The organism is Paenibacillus vietnamensis (assembly GCF_020169515.1).
In the GTDB taxonomy this organism is placed as follows: domain Bacteria; phylum Bacillota; class Bacilli; order Paenibacillales; family Paenibacillaceae; genus Pristimantibacillus; species Pristimantibacillus vietnamensis.
This window is the reverse complement of record NZ_JAHMHW010000009.1, coordinates 1-15043: the sequence shown is the minus strand read 5'-3', so window position 1 is coordinate 15043 and position 15043 is coordinate 1. Positions and strand designations below refer to the sequence as shown.

The following is a 15043-nucleotide window of genomic DNA, read 5'->3' as shown; positions in this document are numbered from 1 at the left end:
CTTGATCCGGCGGTTTTGTGTTTTTTGGAGGTATGGTGGACGGGGGGCGCGTGAAGAGGGTTAGTCGAAGCGGCGGATCGTCGTTAACCGCATCGATGCGGCGGCTGCGGCGAGCAGCATGCATGCTCCGCTGGCGGAGATGATGAGCGATGGGCCGAATTCATCGGATAAGGCGGAGAAGACGGCCAGCCCGACGGGCGGAGCCGCGCTGGTCAAGGAGCCCAGCATGCCGAACACGCGTCCTTGCAGGCCGGGCTCGATTGCTTCGCGAAGAACGATATACACGATGGTCGTGCTGAATGAGAAGAGGAAGCCGACCAGCAAAATAAACGGAAGAGCTCCCACAGCCGAAGGCATTTGCGCAATAACGATAAAAACGGGACCCATTAGCAGCAAGCTGCCGAGGATCCAAATGCCGCGCCTGCGGATCCGCTTGTCAAGCCGCATGATAAGGGCGGAGCCGGCAACGTAGCCGAGCGGAATGCAGGCCTCCAGCAGCCCGAATACGAAAGGGGGCGCCAGCCATACCTTTACGGCCATGACCTGGATAAGCATGAAGGTGGAGAGGAAGAAAAACATGACCACCGTCAGCAGGATGACCGCTGCTTTGGTGAACGGATCACTCCACATATAGCGGAGGCCTTGGGCCAGATCTTCTTTGAACGACGTTTTCGGTTTGGAGGGTTCCTTAGCTGCGGCGTAGGGGAATTTGCCGGATGCAAACAGGAGGACCGCAGAGACGAGAAACGCCGCGGCGTCGATCGCAATGGCGAATGCGCCTCCGAAAAACGCAACGGCGATCCCGCCGAGCGCGAAGCCCGTTATGCGGATCAGATTATCGGCAATGCCGATCGCTCCGACGGCTTGCGTCACCTGAGCTTTGCTTACAATTTCCGCGAGCGAGGCCTGGAAGGCCGGTGTGCGGAACGTTCCGGCGAATGCGGTCAAGCCGGTCAGCAGGACGATGTAGACGAAAGGGACGGACGGCAGGTAGACGAGGATGGCGATGGCCGCCACGAGTGCAAACCGGACAAGATCGGTCACCCACATGAGCGTACGCCGGTCCACCCGGTCGGCTACCGTACCGGCGAAGGAGCCGAACAGGATGCCGGCGGCCAAGTGGGTGATCAGGACGGCGGACATCAGTTTGGCGCTCCCCGTCGTTTGCAGCACCCACAGGTTAAGCGCGATGCTGTGAAACGTGTTGCCCAGCAGCGACAGGCTGTAGCTGGCGAACACGGCCAGAAACGTCCGGCTTCGCCAGATGGAGGCAGGCGTCCCGGGCTCCTCGGGTGCCCCGGGCATCGGTTTCCGACTCTCGGCAATCTCAAGCATGGAATAACCTCCTCGTAGTTATGCAATACTCACATACTTAATCGCGCAGGTCGCCGTCATCCCGCCGGCCGCATGGGTCAAACGCGTGGAACGCCTGCCGTCATCCCGCCCTCCGCATGCCGAAACGCTCCGAACGCCGCATATAACGCTAAAATCTATCGCAATTGGCCGCAAAGTTACCTCACTCGAGCACGAGAGCGATAGGAAGTATCGTTATCCCGCCGTTAACCTACCTGCTGCTTCAGAACGACGTAGCCGTAAGCTGGAAGGGAGAGCTTGAGCTCACCGTCCTCGCTGCTGACTATTTCAGTCTCCTGCCAGCCGGAGCAGGAGAACAGCGTCGTCCACTCGGAGACACCGCCTTTAGCCGCATCCGCGAACACTGCCTCCACAGCCGCGGCCTCTGCGGCCTCTGCGATGGCCTCCTCCGTCTCCGCCGTATCGATCTCGGCGGCCGCTTCGGCTTCCTTCAGCGGTCCGTCTGCAGCGTCCTCCTCATCGGCAAAGCCGGCGAAGGAAGGAGCGTGCGGCGCCCCTACACCGCTGTCCGCCGGCACCGTATCGACGGTAAAGCGGATTTCCGCCGCCTCGCCGCGTGCGTTCATGGCGATCAGAAGGCGCTCGCCGCCGCCCAGACGCTCATAGGCAAGCGTACCGTCCGCCTCGCCGACGTGCACGAAACGGATATCCGCGCTGCGAAGCGCATCGTAGCTGCTGCGAAGTCCGATCGCTTCCTTGTAGAAATGCAGAAGCTCCCGGTTTTGCCCGGCCGGCTCCCAGATCATGCACTTCCGGCAGCCGGGGTCGCCGCCGCCGTTCAGGCCGATCTCGTCCCCGTAGTAAATGCATGGCGTGCCCGGATAGGTGAGCTGGAACAAGGAGGACAGCTTCATCGCGTCCGTATTGTCATCGCAAATCGTGAGCAGCCTTGGCGTATCGTGGCTGTCCAGCAGGTTAAACGCCGCTTCCGTCACCTGCTGCGGATAAGCGGCAAGCTGCGCGCCGATCGCGTTCGCGAAGGCGGCGGCGCCGATTTTTTGATAAGCAAAAAAATCAAGAACCGCATTCGTGAACGGATAGTTCATCACCGCGTCAAATTGGTCCCCCTGCAGCCACATCAAGGAGTCATGCCAGATTTCACCGAGAATGTACGCCTCCGGATTGACGTCTTTCACCGTCTTGCGGAATTCCCGCCAAAACTGGTGATCCACTTCGTTCGCGACGTCGAGACGCCAGCCGTCGATGCCGATCTCCTCGATCCAGTAGCGGGCCACCTCCAGCAAATACTGCTTGACCTCGGGATGCTCGGTATTCAGCTTCGGCATCAGCGGCTCGAACGCAAATGTCTCGTAGGTCGGCACGCCGTCCACCACCTGCAGCGGCCATTCGCGCACGTGGAACCAGCTGGCGTATTTGGACTCCCGGCCGTTTTTTTGCGCGTCGACGAACGGAGGGAAGGTTTTGCCGGAATGGTTGAATACGGCGTCCAGCAGCACCCGGATCCCCCGGGCGTGGCAGGCGTCGACCAGCTCCTTCAGCTTCTCGTTCGTGCCGAAATGCGGATCCACCCGCAAGTAATCCTGCGTATCGTATTTATGGTTGGTCGTCGCTTCGAACACCGGTGTGAAATAGATCGCGTTAATGCCGAGGCCGGCTATATGGTCCAAGCGGTCGATGACGCCCTGCAGATCGCCGCCGAAAAAATTGCTCGGAGTCGGCTCGCCGCCCCACGGCAGCACGTCTTTCGGATCGATGGACGGATCGCCGTTCGCGAACCGCTCGGGAAAGATTTGATAAAAGACGGCGTCCTTCACCCAAGCCGGAGGCTCGAACACGTCGGCCGGATTGATATACGGAAAGTCGAAAAAGGTGTTCGGATTGTCAGGAAGCGTCCCGTTAAAGCCGTTCTCCGTCAAAAATACGGTTTCGGAACCGTCCGCCAGGCGGAACGCGTACCGGAGGCGGCGGAACGGAGGGATGACGGCCGTCTCCCAGTAATCGAACAGGGCGTCGGATGAGAAGATGCGCATCTCCACGCTCGTGACGGTTTGATTCCATGCATATTTGTCGCCTACGATCGCCTGCACGTCCGACACGTCCGCTTTTTTGGTTCGCAGCCTGATGTGCAGCGTTTGGCCGTCATAGGCATATGCCCAGTTTTGCTTTGGCCGGTGGTAAACCGCTTCTAATAACATACACTCATCTCCTTAACGGGTATTGGGTATCGTTTTTGGCCCTGTAAACGCGAAAAAGGTACAACCTCCCGCTCATTACAAGCCGAGGTTGTACCTTTTCCATTAACACGTTCAGGCGCCGCATTCGCGAAGCGCACTAAGAACGATGGTCCGGTAGCATTGCCTTTATATTGTAGCTCTCAACACGTACATTATAACTAATAAGCTGCCGATGTGCCAGTCCGTTTTTTCTAAACAAGCTTAAGAATGGACCGCTTGATGGGCTTGCGACTCCAGGAACCGTTCGCAGTCGAGTGCGGCCATGCAGCCGCTGCCCGCCGCGGTAATCGCTTGGCGGTAGTTGCGGTCCTGCACGTCTCCGCAGGCGAAGACGCCCGGAATATTCGTTTCGGAGGTGCCCGGCTTCACGATGATGTAGCCTTGCTCGTCCAGTTCGATCTGGCCGCCGAGGAAGCCCGTGTTCGGCGTATGTCCGATCGTCACGAACAGGCCGTCCGATTCCAGCAGCTCTTCCTCGCCCGTTTCGTTATTGCGCACTTTCAGCCCTTTCATGCCCATGCCCGTTGCCTCAACTTCAACCGGAGTCCGGTTCAGGCTCCAAACGATTTTCTCGTTCGAGCGGGCGCGGTCCTGCATGATCTTCGAAGCGCGAAGCTCTTCGCGTCGATGCACGAGGCGAACCTCGGAAGCGAAGCGCGTCAGGAAGACCGCCTCCTCCATCGCGGAATCGCCTCCGCCGACGACGATGATCTTTTTGCCGCGGAAGAAGAAGCCGTCGCACGTCGCGCAGGTGCTGACGCCGCGTCCGATGTTTTCCTGCTCGCCGGGGATGCCGAGATATTTCGCCGAAGCGCCGGTCGAGATAATTACCGATTCCGCCTGCAGTTCGCCAAGACCTTCTACGTCAAGAGTGTACGGACGTTTGCTGAAGTCGACGCTTTTGACGGAGCCGGTTTTGAAGGTCGCCCCGAAGCGCTGCGCCTGCTTGCGCATGTTCGACATCAGCTCGCTGCCGAGAATGCCGTCCGGGAAGCCCGGGAAGTTCTCCACCTCGGTCGTTGTCGTCAGCTGTCCGCCCGGCTGCCAGCCCTCGATCACGAGCGGCTCCATGTTGGCACGCGCCAAGTAAATAGCGGAAGTCAGGCCGGCGGGACCTGTACCGATAATAATCGTTTTGTGTACCATCTATAATTCCTCCAATCGGAAATAGCCGATATAATGAATCCTAGTTTAAAATTATTATAATCTAACGGAAGTGTCAATATCGTTCATGTAACGTTCATGTTGATGAAGTATGCTTAAGAGTAACGACTTGATAATGCCAAGCTGGAGGAGAAAAAATGCCTAAAATCGTAGTTGCGGACGACGATTCGAATATTAGAGAGCTGGTCAGTCTTTTCCTGAGAAGGGAGGGCTGTCAGGTCATTGAGGCGTCGGACGGGCTGGACGCCTTGGCGAAGCTGGAGACGGTAAGCGCCGATCTCGCCATTATCGATGTGATGATGCCCCGGATGGACGGCTGGTCGCTTTGCTCGGCGCTGCGGGCGAGCTACGACATCCCGCTGCTTATGCTGACCGCGAAGGGGGAAACCTCCCAGAAGGTGAAGGGCTTCGAGCTCGGCGCGGACGATTATATGGTCAAGCCCTTCGATCCGCCGGAGCTGATCGCCAGGGTGAAGGCGCTGCTGAAGCGGTACCGGATCGCGGCATCGCAGACTGTTCAGTTCGGCTCCGTCTCCATGAACCGGGCGGACTTTCAAATGACCGCGGACGGCGACCGGATCACGCTCCCGCCGAAGGAGTTTGAGCTGCTGTTCAAGCTGGCCAGCTACCCCGGCAAAACCTTTTCGCGAGATCAGCTAATCGAGCAAATATGGGGAATGGATTATGAAGGGGACGAGCGCACGGTCGATGTGCATATCAAGCGGCTGCGCGACCGTTTTCCGGAGCAGAGGTACGGCTTCCGTATAGCAACGATCCGCGGGCTAGGCTACCGGCTGGAGGAATGGGCATGATCCGCAGCCTTTACGTCCGGATAACCGCAACTTTCCTTATTATTGTTATCATCAGCATCGGCGTGGCTTTCTTATTCACAAGCCAGCTGTTCAAGAGGGACGCCAGAGGGCAGCTTCCGGGGCAGCTGGATCAGTCGATCCAGAGGATCGAGCAGCTGTATGCCGTGTCGGAGCCGGCGTCCGTTCAGCAGTTTTTGAATGAAATGTCCAGGCTGCAGGGACTGTCGATTATTGCGGTCAGCCGGACGAATCAGCTTGTAGCTTCGGGAGAGCGGAGCGCGGAGATGGCCGGCAAAATAACATTCGAGCATCTGTCCCGCGTGTTCGGAGGAAACACGGTCAGGATCGGCGTCATCGAACCGGGCTCCGAGGAGCGGCCTGTACCGCCGGGGCTGGGCAGGCAGGTACAGTTCGGCGGGGAGAGATGGGCATTGTTCGTGCAGCCGGACCGTTTTCCCCAGAACAGCAATTTTCTCTGGACGGCGGTTACGCTGCTGGTCACGATTTTGATCGTCGGCAGCGGCCTCATCCTGGTAGCAGCCCGTTATCTGGTCCGGCCGCTCAAAATGATGACATCCGCTGCGACGCGCATGGCGGAGGGCGATTTCTCCGTCCGGCTCCCTGCAAGGCGGGGCGATGAGCTTGGCGAGCTTGCGGGGAGCATGAACCGGATGGCGCGCAGCCTGTCCCAGCTGGAGACGATGCGCCAGGATTTTGTGGCGAGCGTCTCGCATGAAATCCAGTCGCCGCTTACGTCGATCGGCGGCTTCGCGGAAGCGCTTCGCAGCGGAGAAGTGACGGAGGCCGAGCGCAACCGGTACATCAGCATCATCAAGGAGGAGAGCACCAGGCTGTCCCGGCTGAGCGAAAATTTGCTGAAGCTCGCTTCGCTTGATTCGCAGCAGCATCCGTTCCGTCCGGAGCCGTACCGTCTGGACCGCCAAATGCGCGACGTCGTGCTCGCCTCCGAGCCGCACTGGCTGGCCAAGCGGCAGACCGTGGAGCTTCGGATGGAAGAGACGGTCATTACGGCCGACCGGGATCAGCTGAGCCAGCTGTGGGTCAATTTGCTGTCCAACAGCATGAAGTTTACGCCTGAGGGAGGCGTCATTTCCTTCACGCTGACGGAGCTGGAGGGCTCAGCGGTCGTCCGCGTTTCCGATACGGGGATCGGCATTAAGGAGGAGGACAAGGACCGGGTGTTCGAGCGGTTCTACAAAGGGGACTCATCGCGGGACAGAAGCGCCGGCGGCAGCGGTCTCGGGCTGTCGATCGCCCGGAAAATCGTCCGGATCCACGGAGGCTCGATCGCGCTTGAAGCCCAGCCGGACCGGCAGGGAGCATGCTTTATCGTCCGCTTGCCTCTGGGGGGACCGGCCTCCTCATCCTATGTTGGATAATTAGGCAGAAAAAGGGTATGATGGAGGCAGTGTTTCGAAAACTGCGACCAGTGGGGGTATGCTCGTATGGAGAAGCGGATTAGGAAGGCGATTATTCCTGCCGGGGGACTCGGAACCAGGTTCCTGCCGGCTACGAAGGCGCAGCCGAAGGAAATGCTCCCGATCATCGACAAGCCGGCGATCCAGTATATCGTTGAGGAAGCCGTTTCGTCGGGCATAGAAAGTATCATTATCGTCAGCGGCCGGAACAAGCGTGCGATCGAGGACCATTTTGACAAGTCCGCCGAGCTTGAAATGGAGCTGGAAGCGCGGCATAACGAGGACATGCTGAAAATGGTGCGGGATATTTCACGGCTCGCCGACATTTATTACGTCAGACAGAAGGAGCCGCTCGGCCTCGGTCATGCCGTCATGTGCGCCCGGCGCTTTATTGCGGATGAGCCGTTTGCGGTCCTTCTCGGCGACGATATTTTGAAATCCGACCCTCCGTGTCTGAGCCGAATGATTGAGATCTACGAGCAGCAGCGCTCGTCCGTGGTTGCGGTCATGGAAGTGCCCTGGGATCAGACGCATAAATACGGGATCGTCGACATTGAGGCGGGGCAGCAGGTCGCCCGCGTCCGCGATATTGTAGAGAAGCCGGCACCCGGGCAGGCGCCGACCAATTACGCGGTCGTCGGCCGTTATGTGCTCGATCCGGCCATCTTCGATTTGCTGGAGAAGGCGGAGCCGGGCAAGGGCGGAGAAATCCAGCTAACCGACAGTCTGCAGCAGCTGAACCGGCTTTCCTCCTTAACCGCCTACCGTTTTGACGGACGCAGGCATGATGTGGGAGATAAGCTCGGCTTCGTGCAGGCCACGATCGATTTTGCGCTGGAGCGCGACGATCTGGGCGAGGACGTCAGGCGGTATTTGCTGGAGCGGCTGAAGGAGACCCATAAGTAAATGCCGAGCAGCAAGTAAAAATTGAAAAGCCGATTAGGCGGTGCGCGGGATGCGCTGGCCTGGTCGGCTTTTTTGGCGCTGGGTTTCCCAATTTGTATTTGATGTACGTACAAGTTAAGCTTGTGGTATACTACTAGGCATACAACTAACGGAGCAGAGGTGTGAAGTGAAGGAACAGCAACAGCCGAAATATATGCAGCTTAAGCAGCAGATTTTATCCTGGATCGTCACTGCGCAGTTCAAGCCGCACGATAAGCTGCCGTCGGAGAACGAGATCGGCAAGCAGTTCGAGATGAGCCGCCAGACCGTGCGCCAGGCTCTGGGCGATCTGGAGCAGGAGGGATGGCTGTATCGCGTGCAGGGAAAGGGGACGTTCGTCTCCGACCAGACGGCTCCCGAGCGCCGCGGCGGCTCCAATGGCATGACGATCGGCATGATTACGACGCATATATCGGATTATATTTTTCCGACGATCGTACGGGGCGTCGAATCCAGTCTCCGCTCGGTCGGGGCAAGGCTGCTGCTTGCCAGCACGGACAACGAGAAGGAAAAGGAGAAGGAGAGCCTGGATTCGATGCTGCGCGAGCCGCTTACGGGCTTGATCATCGAGCCGACGAAGAGCGCCGAAGGCAATCCGAATTTTAATTATTTCCTCGCTTTGGATGCAATGAAAATTCCCTATATCATGCTGAACGAGCGCTACAGCGACCTGGATGCGCCGTGCCTGCGGGTGGACGACGAGCTTGGCGGTTACCGCGCGGCGGAGCATCTGATCAAGCTGGGCCACAGCCGGATCGCAGGTTTTTTCAAAACCGACGATTTCCAGGGCGTTCACCGGATGCGCGGCTTCCTGAGGGCGCACCGCGAACGGGGGCTGACCGTGCCGGCCGACTTTTTGCTGCGGTACACGACGGAGGAGAAGCGGACGCTGCCCGCAGACGCCTTGCTTGCGCTGCTGCAGCGCGATCCGGAGCAGCGGCCGACCGCCATGATCTGCTATAACGACGAGCTGGCCGTCCGGATGCTCGACGTCGTCCGCCAGCTGGGGCTCGCCGTGCCCGAGGACCTGTCGATCGTCGGCTTCGACGATGCGAACCTGGCGACCGCGACGGAGGTCAAGCTGACAACCGTTGCCCATCCGAAAACGGAGATGGGCGCCGACGCCGTTGCGCTGCTTCTGGCCATGGTGGACAAGCAGGGACGGCAGGTGCAGGATAAGGTGTACGATCCGCAGCTGGTCATCCGGGAATCGACGCGGCAGCCGAACCGGTAGCCGGGGATTTTTTTTAGAAGAATTGAAGTAAAAAACACGTGACACACTTGTACGTACAACTTATAATGAAAATGATGGATTGACGTGAAAATGTCCGTATAACTGTGAACGGGCAATCAAAATGAAGCGAGCTTGAAGGGAGCGGTTAGTCTCATGTTGGAAGCGTTGAAGCATGCGGTTTGGGAAGCGAATATGGATTTGCCGAAATACGGGTTGGTTACTTTCACTTGGGGCAATGTCAGCGGGATCGACCGGGAGTCCGGTTATGCGGTCATTAAGCCGAGCGGCGTAGCTTACGAAGAGCTGAAGCCGGAGCAAATGGTCGTCGTCGATTTGGACGGCAACGTCGTGGAGGGCAATCTTCGTCCTTCTTCGGATACGGCGACTCACGTTTTATTGTACAAAGCTTTTCCGAAAATCGGAGGCATCGTGCATACGCATTCGCCGTGGGCGACGAGCTGGGCGCAGGCGGGACGCGCTATTCCGGCTCTCGGAACGACGCACGGGGATTATTTTTACGGGGAGGTTCCTTGTACGCGCGCAATGACGGAAGCGGAAATTAAAGGCGCGTATGAGCACGAAACGGGCAACGTGATCGTTGAAACGTTCAGATCGAGGGAAATCGACGAGAATCAGGTGCCGTCGGTGCTCGTGAACAGCCACGCTCCGTTCTGCTGGGGCAAAGACCCTCACAATGCGGTTCATAACGCGGTCGTTCTCGAGGAATGCGCGAAGATGGCGCTGCACACGTTCCAGCTGAATCCTAACGTACAGCCGATGGATCAAAACCTGTTAGACCGCCATTACCTGCGCAAACACGGCGCTAACGCCTATTACGGCCAAAAATAAGGAGTACCCGGACAGCAATGGGTAAAAAATACGCAATTGGCGTCGATTACGGCACGCAATCCGGCCGCGCGGTGCTTGTGGATTTGTCGAACGGGGCCGAAGCGGCGGAGCATGTCACACCATATACGCACCATGTTATCGACGAACAGCTGCCCGTATCCGGCATTAAGCTGGAGCATGACTGGGCACTGCAGCATCCGCTGGACTACATCGAGGTGCTTGAAAAATCCGTGCCGGCGGTGATGAAGGAGTCGGGCGTCAACCCCGGGGACGTCATCGGCCTTGGCATCGATTTTACGGCTTGTACGATGCTTCCGGTCGATGAGGCCGGCCAGCCGCTTTGCGTCCAGGATGCCTACAAGGATAACCCGCACAGCTGGGTGAAGCTTTGGAAGCATCACGCGGCGCAGGACGAAGCGAACCTGATCAACGAGCTTGCGGCGCAGCGCGGCGAGAAATGGGTGACGCGCTACGGCGGCAAAGTTTCTTCCGAGTGGATGCTGGCGAAGGTATGGCAAATTTTGAACGAGTCTCCGGACATTTACGAGGCGGCCGACAAAATGGTGGAAGCGACCGACTGGGTTATCGGCCAGCTGACCGGCAGCATCGTGCGCAACAGCTGTGCAGCCGGCTATAAGGGCATGTGGCATAAGCAGGAAGGCTACCCGAGCAAGGAGTTTTACAAAGCGCTTGACCCGCGTCTCGAGAATCTGACGGAAACGAAGCTGCGCGGCGAAGTCGTTCCGCTCGGCTCCAAGGCCGGCGAATTGCTGCCTGACATCGCGGCCCGCATCGGTCTTGCTCCGGGCACGGCGATTGCGGTCGGCAACGTGGATGCGCATGCCGCCGTACCTGGAGCAGGTGTCGTTACGCCGGGCAAGCTCGTCATGGCGATGGGCACGTCGGTCTGCCATATGCTGCTCGGTACGGAAGAGAAGGAAGTCGAAGGCATGTGCGGCGTCGTGGAGGACGGCATTATTCCGGGCTGCTACGGCTATGAGGCAGGCCAATCCGCCGTTGGCGATATTTTCGAGTGGTTCGTGAAGGAAGCCGTTCCGGCTTATGTGTACAAGGAGGCAGATGAAGCCGGTGAAAATGTACACGCCTACCTGACCCGCAAGGCGCAGGAGCTGAAAGCCGGCGAGTCCGGCCTGCTCGCGCTTGATTGGTGGAACGGCAACCGTTCCGTCCTGGTCGATACGGATTTGACCGGTACAGTCCTTGGTCTGACCCTGCTGACGAAGCCTTGGGAAATTTACCGCGCCCTTCTGGAAGCGACGGCGTTCGGCACGCGCAAAATCGTCGACGCCTTCCACAGCAGCGGCGTAGAGGTGAACGAGCTGTATGCGTGCGGCGGCTTGCCGCAGAAAAACGCGCTGCTGATGCAGATCTATGCCGACGTAACGAACCGTGAGATCAAGGTGACGGCTTCCAGGCAGACGCCGGCGCTCGGTGCGGCGATGTTCGGCGCCGTAGCGGCAGGCGCAGACAAAGGCGGCTTTGACAGCATCGTGGAGGCGGCGCAGAAAATGGCGCGCGTACGCGAGGAAACGTTCAAGCCGATTCCGGAAAACGTCTCGGTGTACGAGAAGCTTTATGCGGAGTATGACCAGCTTCACGATTACTACGGCCGCGGCGCAAACGACGTCATGAAACGTCTGAAAGCGATTAAGGAAGAACAGGCATAATGCTGTAATAGGGAACGGTTCTGCCGGCGACGGACAAGGCAGAACCGTTTTTTTTTGTGCATTGGCAAGTTGGGCGAGGCCTTTCGAAGCTGGGGGAAATGGCGTTCGTTAAAAAGTTGCCGTTCCCATCATTTTAGAATGGAGAACATTTACTTTTTCATATAGAATAGATAGATATATTGAGAGAGAATGACTTGCTGGGAGATGAAAGGAAATTGTATTGCCATTATTGCGCCAAGAAGCGCCCGGACGATGCTGTCTACTGCCAGCAGTGCGGACGGCTGCTCGCTGCGGACGATGACGCGGAGGCTGCAGCCGGGCTGGAGCCGTCCGTTCCGTCCGTTCCGACGATCCCGGCCCCGCGAGCGGATTCGCATGCACCGGCCGAGATGCGCGGCGGGAAGAGCTCCGTGCGGGCTATACTTCTGCCGCTTCTTTTGGCTGTGTTCACGTCATGCGGGCTGGCGGCTTACTATATGTACGAAGAGGGCCTTAACGACAGGGTGCTTGAGCTGCAGGCGGAGGCAAAGGCCAAGGCGTTGGCCGGAAGCTATTCGGAGGCGCTGGAGAAGCTGAGGCAAGCGGCCGAGACCCGTCCGGCGTTCGCCGCCATTCATGCGGATCTGGAGGTTGTTCTGCATGTAATGGAGCTTGAGGAGAAGGCGGAAGAGGCGGACAAGCTTTTGAAGGAGCAGAAGACGAAGGATGCCGAGCAGGCGATCGTTGAAGCGCGGAGCTTGCTGAAGGGCCATAACGAGCCGATCTATGCGAAGGTGAGAGAGAGGCTAGATGGCAGTGTGACGCAGCTGGGTATTTTGAAGCTGAAGCAGGAGCTGGACGGCTTGCAGACGGTTGAGGAGCTGGAAGCAAGGCTGCAGGTTGCGAAAAGCTTGGACGGCGGGGAATCGGCGGAGGTTCAGGCGGAAATTATCGGTCGAATCGCCGACATCTGTTACAAGGATGCAGAAACGCTGCTATTGAATAAAAATTACTCGGGAGCGCTGGCCGTTACGGCCAAGGCGCTTGAGCATGCGCAGGATAATGAGAAGCTGCTTGCCTTGGAGAACCGGATTAAGCAGGAAAAGGAGAAATACGAGAAGGCCGAGCAGCAGCGGCTGGAGCAGGCCATGCAGAAAGCGGCGGCCGAGGAGTTGAAAAACCAGACCGCCGCTGTCGAGGTAGTTCTCATCCAAACTTCGCTTGACGAATACGGTGACCTGACGGTGGAGGCCCAGCTGAAAAATGTGGCGACCAGGCCGATCTATTCGGTCGTTGTCAATTACATCGTATACGACGCCGAAGGAAACGAGATCGCATCAGGAAAGGCCGAGGCGACTCCGAATTACGTGGAGCCGGGAGAGACGATGACATTTTTAGAGATTATTCCCGGTGTGAATGCGGAGAATACAACAGCTGCCGTCGATCATGCGACGTGGTATTTGGACTGAGGGAGGCCGGTCAGATGAAAAAACAAATGTGGATCGGCATCCTCGCTTCGGTCCTTATACTGGGCGGCGGAGCGGCCGGAGCTTACGCGATACATACCGAGGTGCCAAGCCGGCTGAAGGGCAAGCCTATGCTTGCTTCGTCCGGGCAGGGGACTCCGAAATCGTTAAAGGATATTATTTTTGAAACGCAAAAGCTTGTGGTCATGATCGAAACGGAGAGCGGCAAACAAGGCTCCGGCTTTCTGTATAATTCGGAAGGGGATCTGATTACGAACGCACACGTAGTAGCCGGAACGGACAGCGTTACGATCAAAACCGCCGATGCCCGCGAGCTGAAGGGTGAAGTGATCGGCATCAGCACGGAGACGGACGTCGCGGTTGTCCGCGTTCCGGGGCTGTCCGGCACGGAGCCGCTGCAGATTGTGCGCGGAGAAAAGGCGGAGGTAGGCGATGAGGTGCTGGCTGTCGGAAGTCCGTTAGGATTTCAAAATACGGTGACCACAGGCATAATCAGCGGCGTCGGCCGGAGTTTTGAGATCGAGCCGTATCTGTATTCCGATTTGTACCAAATTTCGGCTCCGATTGCCCCCGGCAACAGCGGCGGACCTCTCGTCGATAAGAAGACGGGCGAAGTGATCGGCATTAATTCGGCCGGCTATGAGCAGGGCTCGATCGGCTTCAGCATCCCAATCGGAAATGTCATCGGGCTGGCGGAGGGCTGGTCGAAGGAGCCGATGAAGGAGCTGCCTGAACTGGAGACGGAGAGCGGAGCGGGCAATATCGAGGTTGAGTCGGGAATGGGCGAGATGGCCGAATATTTGGTTTCCCACTTTTATGACAGCTTGAATAATGCCGATTATGTGTACGCCTATTCGCTGCTGGGCGGTAACTGGAAGGACGGCACCAGCTACGAGCAATTCCGGGAAGGTTATCTCGGTACGAGAAATGTCGTGATTGACGACATGCACGTGAGCGAAGGCAAGGACGACCGGGCGACGGTCATTGCCGTCATCTCGGCTGACGAACGGACGGACGGGGAATACGTGCTGAGCAAATATCAGGTTACGTATGAGATCGCCTACGAGAACGACCAGCTGAAGCTGATTAGCGGCAAAGGAAAGGTGATAGAATAGCGTTCATTGCAGAAAAAAGAGCCGAAGCGTTCGTCCGGGGGAGACGGCGCTTCGGCTCTTTTTTTGGGGGACATGGGGGTTAGTGCAGCTTTTGGGCTTAAGACAGCAGGGCAACGGCTTCGGACAGCGGCTTGGCGACACGGGATCCGCTACCTGCCTCAAAGCGGCTGTAGTTCGGCTTCAGCCGGGCAGATAGCGGATTGTGGATCCGATGGTTTAGCGTTTGGAGTAATACGGTTTAATCACAGATTTGGAGTCCGTGTCACTCTTCGTCCTGAGGCATTTGTTGGCCGTCTGCTTCTTCACGCTGAAAAGGCGTGTAGAAGAGTGCGAGCCCTACATTGTCGTTCCGCTGAATCGGCAAGCCGAGTAACGATTGCGGAATCGCGCGGCCGTTCAGCTGCAGCTGATAGCCGATGCCGCCGCCGACCGGGATGCCGCTGACGGATACGATCTGCCCGAACCGGTTAAAGCGGACGGCTCCGGTTTCTGCAAGCGCCAGGTAAATCGTCATTCCCGGACGGAACGGAACGCGATACGCACGTGTCGCGAATGGGAACGCTCTGCCGCCGTTAATGAAGACGGATACCGTGTTCAGCCCCGGCGGGAATGGCCCAGGGAACGGTCCTGGGAACGGTCCAGGGAACGGCCCAGGGAACGGTCCAGGGAACGGCCCTGGCGGGAATGGCCCCGGCCCTGGCGGGAATGGCCCCGGCCCTGGCGGGAATGGCCCCGGCCCTGGCGGGAATGGCCCCGGCCCTG

At 58.2% G+C, this 15043-nt stretch carries 12 protein-coding genes; 8 read left to right on the top strand and 4 right to left on the bottom strand.

Translation table 11 applies throughout. The features are described 5' to 3' along the window. Positions 1–60 precede the first annotated feature (60 nt). The 3 genes from KP806_RS17370 to trxB all read right to left on the bottom strand — a co-directional run bounded on the left by KP806_RS17370 (position 61) and on the right by trxB (position 4715). A complete protein-coding gene (locus KP806_RS17370) occupies positions 61–1335 on the bottom strand; it encodes an MFS transporter (RefSeq protein WP_224724991.1) in 1275 nt (424 codons plus the stop codon). Between the two features lie 224 nt (positions 1336–1559). Then, the gene (locus tag KP806_RS17365; protein ID WP_224724990.1) at positions 1560–3530 is read right to left on the bottom strand and encodes a glycoside hydrolase family 13 protein; all 1971 of its coding nucleotides are present in this window, start codon (positions 3528–3530) and stop codon (positions 1560–1562) included. A 240-nt stretch (positions 3531–3770) separates the two neighbouring features. Then, positions 3771–4715: a thioredoxin-disulfide reductase gene (trxB, locus tag KP806_RS17360; protein WP_224724989.1), complete on the bottom strand. Its 945-nt coding sequence runs from the start codon at positions 4713–4715 to the stop codon at positions 3771–3773. A gap of 155 nt (positions 4716–4870) precedes the next feature. On the opposite strand from trxB, the gene KP806_RS17355 reads away from it, so the two are divergent. The 8 genes from KP806_RS17355 (at position 4871) to KP806_RS17320 (ending at position 14281) form a co-directional block, all read left to right on the top strand. Further along, positions 4871–5545: a response regulator transcription factor gene (locus tag KP806_RS17355; protein ID WP_224724988.1), complete on the top strand. Its 675-nt coding sequence runs from the start codon at positions 4871–4873 to the stop codon at positions 5543–5545. Further along, complete coding sequence (locus KP806_RS17350) at positions 5542–6945, top strand: sensor histidine kinase (RefSeq protein WP_224724987.1); 1404 nt, start codon at positions 5542–5544, stop codon at positions 6943–6945. Before KP806_RS17355 ends, KP806_RS17350 begins: the two co-directional genes overlap by 4 nt. A gap of 66 nt (positions 6946–7011) precedes the next feature. Then, the gene (gene galU / locus KP806_RS17345) at positions 7012–7890 is read left to right on the top strand and encodes a UTP--glucose-1-phosphate uridylyltransferase GalU (RefSeq protein ID WP_224724986.1); all 879 of its coding nucleotides are present in this window, start codon (positions 7012–7014) and stop codon (positions 7888–7890) included. 166 nt (positions 7891–8056) lie between these two features. Further along, complete coding sequence (locus KP806_RS17340) at positions 8057–9163, top strand: GntR family transcriptional regulator (protein ID WP_224724985.1); 1107 nt, start codon at positions 8057–8059, stop codon at positions 9161–9163. Between the two features lie 153 nt (positions 9164–9316). Continuing rightward, positions 9317–10012 carry an L-ribulose-5-phosphate 4-epimerase gene (araD, locus tag KP806_RS17335; protein ID WP_318153669.1) on the top strand — a complete coding sequence of 232 codons (696 nt, stop codon included), beginning with the start codon at positions 9317–9319 and terminating at the stop codon, positions 10010–10012. A gap of 17 nt (positions 10013–10029) precedes the next feature. Continuing rightward, positions 10030–11700, top strand: coding sequence for a ribulokinase (locus KP806_RS17330; protein ID WP_224724984.1), 1671 nt, complete (start codon positions 10030–10032; stop codon positions 11698–11700). Between the two features lie 215 nt (positions 11701–11915). Next, on the top strand, positions 11916–13148 hold the full coding sequence (locus KP806_RS17325; RefSeq protein WP_224724983.1) for an FxLYD domain-containing protein: 1233 nt from the start codon (positions 11916–11918) through the stop codon (positions 13146–13148). A gap of 14 nt (positions 13149–13162) precedes the next feature. Next, positions 13163–14281 (top strand): S1C family serine protease, encoded by a 1119-nt coding sequence (locus KP806_RS17320; RefSeq protein ID WP_224724982.1) that lies wholly within the window; start codon positions 13163–13165, stop codon positions 14279–14281. A 262-nt stretch (positions 14282–14543) separates the two neighbouring features. Here KP806_RS17320 and KP806_RS17315 read toward each other — a convergent pair. Beyond that, the coding region (locus KP806_RS17315) for a hypothetical protein (protein WP_224724981.1) at positions 14544–15043 on the bottom strand (500 nt) is incomplete at its 5' end.